General features: G+C 33.4%; 10 protein-coding genes. 5 read left to right on the top strand and 5 right to left on the bottom strand.

Annotated features, from left to right (window positions below; genetic code table 11):
* The first annotated feature begins 44 nt into the window (after window positions 1-44).
* Complete coding sequence (locus BUE10_RS18480; protein ID WP_073487508.1) at window positions 45-896, top strand: outer membrane beta-barrel protein; 852 nt, start codon at window positions 45-47, stop codon at window positions 894-896.
* Window positions 897-975: 79 nt separating this feature from the next.
* Here the strand turns inward: BUE10_RS18480 and BUE10_RS18475 are convergent, their stop codons facing one another.
* From BUE10_RS18475 to BUE10_RS18465, 3 genes are all read right to left on the bottom strand, one after another.
* Window positions 976-1,158, bottom strand: a complete 183-nt coding sequence (locus BUE10_RS18475; RefSeq protein WP_073487507.1) for a hypothetical protein — start codon at window positions 1,156-1,158, stop codon at window positions 976-978.
* Between the two features lie 128 nt (window positions 1,159-1,286).
* Window positions 1,287-1,490, bottom strand: a complete 204-nt coding sequence (locus BUE10_RS18470) for a hypothetical protein (protein ID WP_143055984.1) — start codon at window positions 1,488-1,490, stop codon at window positions 1,287-1,289.
* Window positions 1,491-1,641: 151 nt separating this feature from the next.
* Window positions 1,642-3,243, bottom strand: coding sequence for a Na+/H+ antiporter (locus tag BUE10_RS18465; protein ID WP_073487503.1), 1,602 nt, complete (start codon window positions 3,241-3,243; stop codon window positions 1,642-1,644).
* A gap of 305 nt (window positions 3,244-3,548) precedes the next feature.
* Between BUE10_RS18465 and BUE10_RS18460 the strand changes: the two genes are divergently transcribed.
* Window positions 3,549-5,900, top strand: a complete 2,352-nt coding sequence (locus BUE10_RS18460) for a TonB-dependent receptor (protein WP_073487501.1) — start codon at window positions 3,549-3,551, stop codon at window positions 5,898-5,900.
* A 302-nt stretch (window positions 5,901-6,202) separates the two neighbouring features.
* On the opposite strand, the gene BUE10_RS18455 is transcribed toward BUE10_RS18460, so the two are convergent.
* Window positions 6,203-7,900, bottom strand: coding sequence for a ribonucleoside-diphosphate reductase subunit alpha (locus tag BUE10_RS18455; protein ID WP_073487499.1), 1,698 nt, complete (start codon window positions 7,898-7,900; stop codon window positions 6,203-6,205).
* Between the two features lie 12 nt (window positions 7,901-7,912).
* Window positions 7,913-8,887, bottom strand: a complete 975-nt coding sequence (locus tag BUE10_RS18450; protein WP_073487497.1) for a ribonucleotide-diphosphate reductase subunit beta — start codon at window positions 8,885-8,887, stop codon at window positions 7,913-7,915.
* A gap of 730 nt (window positions 8,888-9,617) precedes the next feature.
* On the opposite strand from BUE10_RS18450, the gene BUE10_RS18445 reads away from it, so the two are divergent.
* The 3 genes from BUE10_RS18445 (at window position 9,618) to BUE10_RS18435 (ending at window position 14,100) form a co-directional block, all read left to right on the top strand.
* Complete coding sequence (locus BUE10_RS18445) at window positions 9,618-11,105, top strand: ankyrin repeat domain-containing protein (RefSeq protein WP_073487495.1); 1,488 nt, start codon at window positions 9,618-9,620, stop codon at window positions 11,103-11,105.
* 191 nt (window positions 11,106-11,296) lie between these two features.
* Entirely contained in the window at window positions 11,297-11,779 is a 483-nt protein-coding gene (locus tag BUE10_RS18440; protein WP_073487493.1) for a DUF2271 domain-containing protein, read from the top strand.
* A 137-nt stretch (window positions 11,780-11,916) separates the two neighbouring features.
* Window positions 11,917-14,100 (top strand): PepSY domain-containing protein, encoded by a 2,184-nt coding sequence (locus BUE10_RS18435; RefSeq protein ID WP_073487492.1) that lies wholly within the window; start codon window positions 11,917-11,919, stop codon window positions 14,098-14,100.
* The last annotated feature ends 248 nt before the right edge of the window (window positions 14,101-14,348 follow it).

Raw genomic sequence — 14,348 nt, 5'->3', positions numbered from 1 at the left:
TGCCAGTACTAGATAAAAATAGTACTGGCATAATATAACTTAAGATGAAAAAAAATATTTACAGCTATATCACATCTATTGCCATTTTTACGGCATTTTTAGCAGCGTCTTTAAATAGTTATGGCCAGGATAAAAAACAAGAATTTTCTATTTCTTTGGGAGGGCCATTTTCTTATATAGATTCTGATTCTTCAGGAAAAACAGTACCGGGAATTGGTGTTAGTGCAGGTCTTCGTTATTCTTATTATTTAAGCAAAAGTTTAAGTTTAGGAATTGGCGTTGAATATCAAACCTACAATTCAGATTTAAAATATAATTCCTTAGCGGGATCATATGCCGCAACTGATGCTGAAAATGAGAATTTTCAATTTAGATACAAGGCAGCCAATGTGAGAGAAGAACAAAAACTGGCTTATATCAATGTGCCAATTAATATTCAATTTGAAACTCCGGGAACATCAAAATTATATGTTGCTGCAGGTGCTAAAATTGGTTTCGCTTCAAGCGGAAGTTATAAAACAACTTTTCAAAATCTAACTACAAGTGGTTACTATCCGCAATACAATGTAGAGTTGTTTAGTCCGGCTTTTGCAGGTTTTGTAAGTACAAACGATTTAGTAACCGGCGAACAAGATCTTGACACAGAAGTTTCTTATTCAGCAACTTTTGAAACTGGTTTAAAACAAGAATTAGGCAATAGAAATTCTATATATATTGGTACCTATTTTGAGTACGGTCTAAATAATATCTATGATAAAACCGGAAACGGACAGCTTGTTAAATACAATGCAGAGCAGCCAGTACAATTAGGATATGACACTTTACTCAATTCTCCTTTAAGCAGCTGCACCAGACTTGTTTCATACGGTCTTAAATTAAGGTTTGCATTGCGATAATTAATTCAAGACCAATTAAAAAAAGCTATTCAGTATTTGAATAGCTTTTTTTGTTTTATAGAGTCCAAAGTTAGAACTATTATCCTCTCTTTTTTTGCTGACCCGGAGCATACGCTTTTGCACTTTTACTTCCCGACGCTTTTTTAGCCTGTCCAGGAGGAATTTTTCCCGATGAAGAAGAAGAGTGATGAACCGTACAGCTCACAATACATGCGATCAATAAAGTAAAAGAGAAAAATTTAATAAATTTTGCGATTTTCATAAGTTTGTTTTTTTATGTTCAAAAATACTATTTTGAACATAAAAAAACGTTATAACCATTCTAAACAGCAAAAAAAACCTGTAACGGGCAATCTATTACAGGTTTTTAATTTCTAATAATTCTATATTCTACTTTTTAACAGAATCTGTTTTAATAGTTCTAACTGTATCATTTGTAACTGTATCTACATCTGGCCCTACAGTATCAATAATAGCTTCAGTCGAATCTATACTGCTTTGAGACTCTATCGCCGGTTCATTCTTCTTACACGAAAATGCCAATCCCGTTAACAAGATCAACATTGCAATTTTAATTTTTAATATCGTTTTCATAATTATATTTTTTTCTGTTTGCATTCATTTTAATATTTCAAATTTAACTTTCTGATTATCAAAACCATTACATAATTACAGCTATCATTTATATGAATCAAAGAAATCAATGCAAAATTCTTATAAAATTGATTTTTAAGTCATAAAATTGCTATTCCTCATACATTTCCATCCAAAGACGGGTTTCTTCAAGATCAAGTTCTTTTTCTATTTTTCTAAAAATCTCTTCGTTTACTGAACCCGCTTTATGCATAATTTCGAGTTTACCGCGCTCAACATTCAAAAGATCAATTTGAATTTTGGTAAAATCATTAAAAATTTCATTTCCAAATACTTTTCCGTTTCCAAAAAAGTTTGCAGGAAGTTCTGTCTTCTGTAAACGATTAAATTTTACTTCATATTTACTTTTAATATTATGCAGTAATTCATCATCGAGCAGTGATAAATTATCTTCAATATGTGCAATGGTTTCAGAAACAATAATATTTCGAACATCATATTCTTCGGCCAAAATAGAATAACGCTGAATTTTAAGTTTTTTAATAAGCCACGGAAGCGTCAATCCCTGAATAACCAAAGTAGAAAGAATTACACAAAAAACCAGATAAATAATCAGGTTACGAAGCGGAAATTCTTCGGTTTTATTCAGCATCAATGGAAGTGCCAAAGCCGCAGCCATCGAAACTACACCGCGCATTCCCGACCATCCAAAAATAATCATGTTTCGATAATCAAACTCTTCCTTCATTCGAATTTTTTTACTCAGCATTCTCGGAATCATCGTTGCCGGAACTACCCATAAAAAACGAACGACAATCACAACAATACTAATTACAGCTCCCCAGATAAATAACGAATCTCCAGAATAATTACTGATTCCTTCAATAATTTGTCGCAGCTGCAATCCAATTAAAATGAAGATTAAACCATTTAGAATATTACTTAAAACATCCCATATCGTATTGGTCATGATTCGGCTTTCATGCGAAAAAATAGCTCCGGATCTTGCAGCCAAAAAAAGCCCGGTAGCTACTACTGCCAGAACTCCGGAACCATGAAAATGTTCCGCTATTAGATAAGATGAAAATGGTGTCAGTAACGTAAGTGTTACCTCAATAATGTCATCACATACAAATCTTTTATGGATATAATACATTATAAACCCAACAGCTAAGCCTATTGCAATTCCCAAAACCGACATCAAAACAAAGTTTAATCCCGCCTGCCACAAAACAAAATTCCCTGCTGTAATTGCAGTTAAAGCATATTTATACGCCACAAGACCGCTGGCATCATTCACCAAACTCTCACCTTCAAGAATGGCAATTAATCTTGGATGCAGACCTAAACCTTTAGTAATTGACGTTGCAGAAACCGCATCTGGAGGCGAAACAATAGCACCAAGCAAAAAAGCTAACGGCCAGGAAATATCATCTATAAGCCAGTGTGCCACAACAGCAACTAATCCTGTAGTAAAAAAAACCAAACCAACAGCTGCCAAAGTTATCGGGCGGATTGTCTGTTTAAATTCAGACCAGCTTGTATGCCATGCGGCGTGATACAAAAGCGGCGGTAAAAATATAATAAAAACAACTTCAGGACTCAGTGCAATAACCGGAAGTCCTGGCACAACACTAATAATTACACCACAAAGTACCAGTACAATTGGTATTGGAAAATTATACCTTTTACTTACTAAACTAAGAAAAGCTACGCCAAAAAGTAACATTATAATTACTGTGATATTTTCCATTTACTGCGGGTATTTATTTGTTTTGGATGATAATTTCTGGCTGCTAAATTAATATTTTATGATAATTAATTTAGAATATCACTCAAAAAATTGCTGCTTACTATTCATACAAATATCAAAAATTGCAGCTTAAAAAGATGACGTTTTATCATCTCAAATAATCAAAAACAACGATTCAAATTCCGTTTAACATATTCTGTTTTAATTGATATAAAAAAATTTAGAATGGTTCATTTTAATTTCTACATTTGCATTGTTTTTATTTAGTCTAAATAATACAAATTAAAATCAAACCATTAAAAACCATGAATCTCAAAAATCAAAGAATTAACAAATTCACATTATTACTATGCCTGTTCTTTTCGGCACTGATTGTTCAGGCACAGCAAAACAATGGAAAAATAAAAGGAACCATCACAACATCAGATGGTGATCCAGCATCCTTCGTAAACGTAATATTAAAAAATACAAAATTTGGCGTCTTTACCAATGAAGACGGAGTTTTTGAATTTAATAAAGTAAAATCAGGAACGTATACAGCTCAAATTTCTCTTACCGGATATGAAACCCTTGAAGAACAAGTTACCGTTACAGAAAACGCTACTACTCCACTCAACTTACAATTAAAAGTTTCAAATAAAGAACTTCAGGAAGTAATTGTGACCAATGATAAAAAGAAAATATCTTCAAAAGAAAGTGTTTACGTAGCCAGAATGCCGCTTAAAAACTTAGAAAACCCACAGGTTTATTCGGTTATAAATTCAAAAATAATCGAACAGCAGGTTTTAACCAATTTTGATGATGCCCTAAAAAGTGCAGCCGGAGTTGTTTCGGGAGGATCTGAACCTGGTGTAAGATCGTATTCTTATTTAAGAGGATTTGACGATCAGGCTTTTTACAGAGATGGGAAAATGCTTGGAAACTGGACCGAAAATGATATGGCAAATATCGAAAACATCGAAGTTATTAAAGGTCCGTCTGGAACTTTATTTGGCGGACACGGTCGTGCAAACTATGGCGGAATCATTAATCGTATCACCAAAAAACCATACGCAGCTTTTGGCGGAAACATCAACTATATTACCGGAAGTTATGGCTATAATCGTTTAACAGCCGATATCAATAGTCCGTTAAGCAAAGACTCTACATTTTTAGGCCGAGTAAATACAGCTTACAGAAAAGAAAAAAGTTTTCAGGATTACGGCTGGGCCGAAAGTTTTTTTGTCGCACCGGCTTTTACATACAAAGCAAGCGACAGACTTCAGTTTATTGTTGAAGCTGATATTTATAAAATCAACGGCGCCGGACGCCCTTATTTAAATGCTGACGGAATTACGAATGTAAGTGAATTAGATCCTGTTCGAAAATTATCATTTAGCAGTAACGAAATTACATTCGAAAAAGCTTCTACAATTTTCTCTGTTGATGCCTTATATAAATTAAGCGATCAATGGACTTCTACAACTTCTTTTGGACATTCGTACAGCTTATATGCACCAAATTATGTCAACGCTACTATAACTGGGCAGCAAGTCGCAAGAAGCATCGGTTCTGCTCGTTACGATATTGATTTTACAACCATTCAGCAATATTTAAACGGAGATTTTAAAATTGGAAAAATGCGCAACCGTCTTTTAGTTGGAGTTGACTATTTAAGAGATGATGAAATTTATGTTGGAGGTTCTGCTAATTATGATACATTCAATTATACTACAGTTGCTCCTTATATGTCAAAACAGGATTTTGATAAAGCAATTCAAACCAATCCTTCTTGGAACGGCGGTTATGTAAACGATCGTTATAGTATTTATTTCTCTAATGTTTTAGATATTTTACCGCAATTGCACTTAATGACAAGTCTGCGTTACGAATATTCTAAAGAAATGTCGCCAAGTGCTACAGTCCCAAATGCAGAAGATCCTGATTTTTCTTTCGATCAAGGCGCGTGGACTCCAAAATTTGGATTAGTTTATGAAATTTTACCTGAACAATTAGCCGTATTTGGAAACTATTTAGGAGGAAATAAAAACATCAACAGTTTCTTGAAAGATGATGGAACTGGAAACGGAACAATGCAAAAAGCCGATCCTGAAAAAGCAACACAATGGGAACTTGGATTTAAATCGAGTTTATTCCAAAACCGTTTGACTTTAATGGCAAGTTATTTTGATATTAAAGTAGACAATAAACTGAGAATGGATCCAAACAATCAATTGTTTAGTTTACAAGATGGAACTCAGAAAAATAAAGGTTTTGAATTAGAGTTATTTGCGAATCCATTTGCAGGATTTGATATTATGTTAGGATACGCAAATCTTGATGCTACATTCTTAAACGGAACTGATGCCGGAAAACATGTAGCTTACACACCAAAAAACACTATAAACTATTGGTTAAGTTATACTGTTAAACAAGGTAATGCAAAAGGCTTAGGAATTGGTTTTGGCGGAAATTACAGAGGCGACAGCTTCTTAAGCTCTTCAAATACAGTTACAATTTCAAAAGTTCATACTTTAAACGCCTCTCTTTTTTATGAGCAGGCAAGATATAGAATTGCCATTAAAGCAGACAATCTAACCGATGAAGCATATTGGGGGAATTTCTTCAATCCGCAGTCACCAAGAACTGTAAAAGCATCTTTGCTTGTGAAGTTCTAATATTAGTTGTTAGTTGTGAAAACCTCCGGAATCAAATGATTTTGGAGGTTTATTTTTTAAACACATATAAACATAGTTTTCTCTTTGTCCATAAAGGCGTTTCACTTGTTTAAACAAACATAGCTATGTGTAAAAATCTAGATTTTTTTTCACTCTTTTAAACGAAATAAAATCTATGTTTCTATGTGTTAAAAAAAATCTGCGAAATCTGCGAAATCTGCGTGAAACTCTTTTTGATATTCTAGTTTAGAACTTCCAAATAAAAAAGCCAAATCTAGATAAGATTTGGCTTTTGATTTTTTTTACGATTCACAACTGCTGCAAGTAACCAAGCTTGTAACCAATTCTTTAGAAACACTTTGGCTTCTTTGGTAATACAAACTTTTTACCCCTAATTGCCAGGCTTCGATCATTAATCGGTTTACTTCCTTAATTGGCAGTTCAGCCGGAATATTAAGATTTAAACTCTGTCCCTGATCAACAAATTTCTGACGAATTCCTGCCTGCTGTACAATCTCCAGCTGACTGATTTCTTTAAACGTTTTAAACACATCTTTTTCCGTTTGAGAAAGCTGAGACATATGCTGAACACTTCCCCCATTTAGCATAATTTCTCTCCAAACCTCTTCATTATCCAAGCCTTTTTCTTCAAGCAGTTTTTTCAGGTATTTGTTTTTACGCATAAAATTACCTTTACTCAAACCAGCTTTATAATAATTACTGCTAAAAGGCTCAATTCCCGGGGAAGTCTGCCCTAAAATTGCCGAAGAAGAAGTCGTTGGCGCAATTGCCATTGTTGTCGTATTACGTCTTCCGTAACCTTTTAGCAATTCTGGTTCACCATAAATTCTGGCTAATTCCTGAGTTGCTTTATCCGCTTTATCGCTTATATGTTTAAAAATTTCTGTCGTTTTCAATTTAGCTTCCATTCCTTCAAACGGAATCATATTTTTTTGCAGATAAGAATGCCATCCTAAAACACCTAAACCTAAAGCACGGTGTCTTTTAGCAAATTTATTTGCTGCAGAAAGATAATAGTTACCTTCTGTTTTTTCGATAAATTCCTGTAATACTGCATCAAGGAAAAATATAGCCAGTTTTACCGCTTCAGTATCTTTCCATTCTTCGTAAAGCTCCAAATTCATAGATGATAAACAGCAAATAAACGATTCGTCCTGAGTTGACGGAAGCATAATCTCACTGCATAAATTACTCGCGTTAATTCTCAGGTTTTGATCTTTATAAACCTGCGGTTTGCTTTTATTTACATTATCGCTGAAAAAGATATAAGGCAGTCCTTTTTGCTGACGGCTTTCTAAAACCTTTGCCCAAATTTGTCTTTTATCATTATCACCATCAATCATTTCCTGCATCCAGTAATCAGGAACACAAATTCCCGTAAACAAATTCTGGATAGGATTTCCAATACTTTTAATTTTCAAAAATTCTTCAATATCTGGATGATCAATATCTAAATAAGCTGCAAATGCGCCGCGACGAACTCCGCCTTGCGAAATCGTGTCCATAGCCGTATCAAAAAGTTTCATAAAACTTACTGCACCGCTGCTCTTTCCGTTATCCGTTACCGCACTTCCGCGTTCACGCAATTCGCCAAAATAACCTGATGTTCCACCGCCTATTTTAGTCTGCATGATTACTTCGCCCAGTTTATGCGTAATTCCTTCAATCTTATCCGGAACGTGTACGTTAAAACAAGAAATAGGCAAACCTCTTTCGGTTCCCATATTTGCCCAAACCGGCGAGCTGATACTCATCCAGCCGCGCTCGATCATTTCTACAAAAGACTCTTTTAACTCCGGTTTATACAATCTTCTTGCGGCAGCAGTACAAATTCTGTCAATTGCACCTTCTACCGTTTCACCTTTTAAAAGATAACCACGATTTAAAATTTGTTCACTCTCAGAGTTCTTCCACCACATTTTGGTTCCTGCTTCATTATGCGGAAGACTATTTACTTCATTTGTATCTATTGTACTCATACTGTTTTGCTTTTAAAAAAGATCGTTTGCCGTAATACTTTTATCGTGTTTGGTATATTCTACAGGACGTTTTGCAAAAAAATCATCCAGACTGTTCGCAAAAACTTCTTCTTCAAACCAAGCCAAAGCTTTGTAGTCTTCAATATTAACATTGAATATGGTTGGAATTCCAATTTGTTTTAAACTTTCGTCAAGTCTAAATTTCATAAAATTCACTAAATCACCTTTTTTAATACTTTCAATTTCACCTTCTTCAAATATCCAGTCTAATATGTCTGATTCAACTGAAATAGAATCTTTAACCGTTTCTCTTATCAATTCTAAAGTATCAGCATCAAAATAATCCGGAAATTCTTCTCTAATTTTATTGATGATGAAAATTCCGCCATTAGCATGAATCTGTTCATCGATAGAAGTCCACGCGATGATGTTGCTTACATTTTTCATGTAACCCTTAAATCTTGTAAAAGAAAGCAGAATAGCAAACTGGCTGAAAAGCGAAACGTTTTCAATTAAAATACTGAATAAAATCAGCGAAACCATATATTTACGATTGTCCTGAGAACGAGTATCTTTTAAAACATTGGAAAGATAATCTACACGTCTGCGGATAACCGGAACGTCCAGCAATTTTTCAAATTCATCGTTATAACCTAATACTTCAAGAAGGCGGGAATATGCTTCAGAATGCCTGAATTCGCACTCAGCAAAAGTCGTCCCTAAACCATTAAATTCAGGTTTTGGAAAGTGCTCATAAATGTTTCCCCAAAAACTTTTTACAGCTACCTCAATCTGTGCAATTGCCAGTAAACTATTCTTCACAGCTGTTTTTTCTGCAGTTGTTAAATGAGCATGAAAATCCTGAGTATCAGCAGTAAAATCAACTTCTGTATGAACCCAATACGCTTTATTTATCGCTTCTGTAAATTGCAAAACCTCCGGGTATTCAAAAGGTTTATAATTGACTCTTTTATCAAATATAGACATATATATAGTATTTAACGGTGACTAAGTAAGAATAGAAATTAACAGGATTTGAGGTGGGGAACTGCGTTTTCTATACATACAAAATTAACCCACGATTCTCCTTTAGACTAGGTTTTGATGTTAAAAATCCGAACAATTATCAACAGGAAAAAATGAGGTTGAAAAACATTAAAAAAACAATTTATTAACAAGCACATAATTTTTCTTAGTTGCCCAAATACCAGTTATTTAAACTGAATCTAAATAAAGTTGTCAACATAAAAATGGAAAAAAATATGTAGAATGAAAAAACAGTTATTAACATCCAAAGTTCAAATTTGGACTTTTTTGATCCAATTTTAAGTAAAAGTAAACGTCAAATTTCATCTTAAGAAGAGTTTCATCTGATAGAAAATAAAATTTAAAATTTAGAAAATGTTCTATTTTAACAAACATTAAAAAACTAATTATCAGATATTTAAATTTTAAAATAGCAAAAAAGATTAAACACTTATTAAACCAAAATATTAAACTGCTGTCTTACAATTTTCAAAAATCGCTGTTGTAGAAAAAGAGAGATAAAAACTTAGGATTAGATTAAAATTCGTTAGAATTAAACTTTTAAAAGCAATAAAACTTGCTATAAAAATATTAATCTTTACATTTGCGATTATTTTGATTTATTCTAAATAGACTTTAATCTCATCTATAATATTTGGAACGAGAACTCCAATAAACAACATAACAAAATATGAAAAAGAATCTTTTTATTTCTTTAGCATTTGCAGCTGCTTCATTTGTTAATGCACAGCAAAAAAATGCGCTTTTAGAAGCATCATTCTGGAAAACGTCTCCAAACGTCGAAACAGTAAAAGCAGAAATCGCAAAAGGAAACAATCCGGCAGAAGCCAACATAAATGCTTTTGATGTTACTACACTGGCCATCAACAATGATGCTCCAAATGAAACAATCAAATTCTTAATCGATCAGCCAGGAAACTCCATAACAAAATTAACGCATGATAATCGTATATATTTACACTGGGCAGCTTACAGAGGAAATACAGAATTAGTTGAATATTTAATTAAAAAAGGTTCTGATGTTAATTTTGAAGACAGCCATGGTACCGCTCCTGCAGATTTTGCAGCTTCAAACGGACAAGCAAATCCTGCTTTATACGAAGCTTTTTTTAAAGCCGGAATTGATCCGAAGAAAAAATATGCAAACGGCGCGAACTTATTGCTTTTGGCAATATCTTCTGATAAGGATTTAAAAGCTGCTGAATATTTTTCTACAAAAGGATTATCTCTTAAAGATGTAGATAATGACGGGAATACTGCTTTTACTTATGCAGCAAGATCTGGAAACATTCCTTTCCTGAAAAAACTTCTTGAAAAAGGAATAAAACCAAATGACAATGCTCTTTTTACTGCAGCGCAAGGAAGCCGTAGAGAAACGAATACTATTGAGACTTATAAATATTTAGTTGAAGAAGTAAAACTAAAAGCAAATGCACAAAATAAAGCAGGACAAAATGTATTGCATATTTTAGCAGGAAAACCAAATCAGGCAGAAATCGTTAAATATTTTTTAAGCAAAGGTACCGATGCAAATAAAGCTGATAAAGAAGGAAATACACCTTTGATGGCTGCAGCTTCGGCTAAAGAAACTGCGGTTTTAGAAATTTTACTTCCAATTGCAAAAACCATTAATGCACAAAACTTAAAAGGAGAATCGGCTTTAACAAACGCGGTACGATCTGGAACTCCAGAAGCTGTAGCTTTACTTTTAGCCAAAGACGCTGATGTAAATGTAAAAGACAAAGACGGAAACAATTTAGGTGTTTATTTGGTTCAATCTTACCGTCCAGCCGGAAAAGAAACTACTGCTGATCCTTTTGATGCAAAAGTAAAATTACTTCAGGACAAAGGTTTAAACTTAGCAGCAGCTCAAAAAGACGGAAATACTTTGTACCATTTAGCGATTACAAAAAATGACATCGCACTTCTTAAAAAAATAACAGATTTAAAAGCAGATATAAATGCTAAAAACAAAGATGGTTTAACAGCTTTGCACAGAGCGGCAATGACATCTAAAGATGATGCTGTTTTAAAATATCTTATTTCTGCCGGAGCAAAAAAAGACATCAACACAGAATTTGATGAAACAGCTTATGCCCTGGCTAAAGAAAATGAACTGCTTACAAAAAACAACGTATCAATTGACTTTTTAAAATAGTTTTTTTTAAGTTATGAGTTTTGAGTTATAAGTTATGAGTTGTAGACTACTTATAGACTATAATTCAAAAAAAAAAACTCATAATTCATAACTCATAATTCACAACTCATAATTCACAACTCATAATTCACAACTCATAATTCATAACTCATAATTCATAACTCATAATTCATAATTCATAATTAATTAAAATGAAATCAATATTTAAAATAGCTCTTACAAGCGCTCTTATCTTTCTTGTTGCCTTACAATCAAATGCACAATCAAGTAAATACAAATGCATGCTTCAAATGACAAATTATATGGGAGAAGGTGCCTATATCGTAGTTTCGCTTATTAACCCAACTGGCGGATACGAAAAAACGCTTTATGTAATGGGCGACGATAAAAAATGGTACAAATCTTTAAAAGAATGGAATAAATTCCACGCTCAAAAAGGAGAAGATATCAGTGCAAAAACAGGCGCATCTGTAACTGGCGGTGATCGCAGCGTGACAACAATTGAAATTGAAGATTCAAAAATCAATAAAGGTTACAAATTACGTTTTGAAACTGCTGTTGAAGACCAGAAATATTACGTAAGTGATCTTGAAATTCCGCTTTCAACAGAAGGTTTAGCTGATAAAACAGACGGAAAAGGTTACATCAAATATGTACGACTAAACAAAATATAATTTTTAGTAATTATTTCTTAACCTCATAATAAGCATGAAATTTATTTTTTCTGCTTAAACTTGAATTCAGGCTTTGTCAAAGTTTTTTAATTTTGGCAAAGCTTTAAACATTTTATTACATTTCTAGAATACACTAAATGACTCTTTCTTTCTGGCGCTACACACATTTGGCTTTAGCCTTATTTTCTTCGATATTTCTGCTTTTAGCATCTGTTACCGGAATCATTCTGGCTGTTGATGCAGTACAGGAAAAAACACTTCCGTATAAAGCAGCCAATTTTGATAAAATAACGTTGGGAGAAACCCTGCCTGTATTAAAGAAAGAATACTCAGAAATTACAGAATTAAGTGTCGATTACAATCAATTCGTAACACTGCAGGCAATTGATGCAGATGGAAATGACATTAATGCTTACATTGATCCTAAAACCGGAAAAGCATTAGGAAAGCCTGAAAAAAAGAGCGAATTTATTCAATGGGTTACCGGTTTTCACCGTTCGCTGTTTCTTCATGAAACCGGACGCTTTTTTGTGGGCGTAATCTCTTTTTGTTTATTATTGATTTCCATTTCGGGTTTTGTACTTGTTTTGAAAAGACAAAGAGGAATCCGTAATTTCTTTTCGAAAGTCATAAAAGAATATTTTGCCCAATATTACCATGTTGTTTTAGGACGTTTAGCTTTAATTCCGATTTTCATTATTGCGCTTACCGGAACGTATTTATCGCTCGAAAGATTCAACTTTTTTATGGGTGAAGAAAAAGCGAAACCTGTAAAAACAGAACTTTCGGCGGAAGCCAAAAAAACTTCAATCTTTAAAACCATACTTTTGTCTGACGTAAAAAAAATAGAATTTCCTTTTACCGATGATCCGGAAGAATATTATATCATTGAACTGAAAGATCGTAAAATTGAAGTAAATCAGGCTGATGGAACTTTGATTTCTGAAAAACGCTCACCGTTTACCGTTCAATTATCGGCCTTAAGCCTTGACCTTCATACAGGAAGAATTAACGGAATCTGGGCAGTTATTTTAGCCATTGCTTGTATCAATATCCTTTTCTTTATTTATTCTGGTTTTGCGATTACTTTAAAAAGAAGATCAAGCCTAATTAAAAATAAATTCAAGGCCAATGAAAGTAAGTACATTCTTTTAGTTGGTTCTGAAAATGGAAGTTCTTTTAGATTTGCCAATGCTATTTTGAAACAATTAATTGGGCACGGAAAAAAAGCTTTTATTGCGGAATTAAATAGTTTTTCGGTTTACCCGAAAGCAGAACATATTATCGTTTTTTCGTCAACACATGGTTTAGGAGACGCACCTTCTAACGGAACAAAATTTAAAGCACTTTTACAGAAACAAAATCAGGAACAGAAAATTAAATTCTCTGTCGTTGGTTTTGGATCTAAATCATATCCTGATTTCTGTCAATTTGCAATTGAAATTGACCAATTTTTAGAAACTCAAAGCTGGGCAGAACGCTTTTTAGATTTGCAGACAGTTAATGATAAATCGGCAATAGAATTTGTAGAATGGATTAAGTTATGGAGTGCCAAAGCTGAAATTCCGCTTGTCACTACTCCATCTTTATACAATCACATTCCTAAAGGTTTACAGAAATTAATGGTTTTAGATAAAACACCAATCTCTGATACCGAACATACTTTTATATTGACTTTACGCGCCAATAGCCGAACGAAATTTGCTTCTGGTGATTTACTGGCTATTTATCCGGCGAATGATTCGAGAGAACGTCTTTATTCTATCGGAAATCATTCTGGAAATGTACAATTAGTTGTAAAACTGCATCCAAACGGATTAGGTTCTGGATTTTTAAATAATTTAGAAATTGGAGATACAATCAAAGCCAGAATTATCAATAATAAAGTTTTTCATTTTCCAAATAAAGCACCAAAAGTCGCTTTTATTTCAAACGGGACCGGAATTGCACCTTTCTTAGGAATGATCGAACAAAATAAGACTAAGAAAGAAATACATTTATACAGCGGATTTAGAATGGAAACACCAACACTCCAAGCTTATAAAAAGTTTGCCGGAATAATGATTCAAAAAGAATATTTGGATAATTTCCACGTTGCTTTATCACGCGAAGCAGAACATATTTATGTAATGGATTTGATAAAAAGAGATACTGCTTTTTTTATTGATTTATTGAAACAAGGCGGCGTTATTATGATTTGCGGATCGCTTGCCATGCAAAAAGATGTTGAAACAATTCTGGATGAATTGTGCCTTGCTAACGGAACTAAAAGTCTCTTAGAATATAAAGAAAATGGGCAATTATTAACCGATTGCTATTAAGAGATTATCTGGCAATGTTTTTTATTTAAACACATAGAAACATAGATTAAATCTTAAAAAAAGAGGATTGAAGAAAATCAGGATTTTCAACACATAGCTATGTTGTCGCTTAAAAAGTTTCACGCAGATTCTGCAGATTTGAGCAGATTAAATAAAAAATCTGCGTTTATCAGCTTAAATCTTTTTAAAATCTGCGTGAAATACCCGTTAAGCTACGTTTGTTGAAACAAGTGAAACGCCTTTATACA

Source organism: Flavobacterium sp. CF108, from assembly GCF_900129795.1.
Lineage (GTDB): Bacteria > Bacteroidota > Bacteroidia > Flavobacteriales > Flavobacteriaceae > Flavobacterium.
Note: the sequence above shows the minus strand (reverse complement) of the source record. Positions and strands in the feature narration are given on the sequence as shown.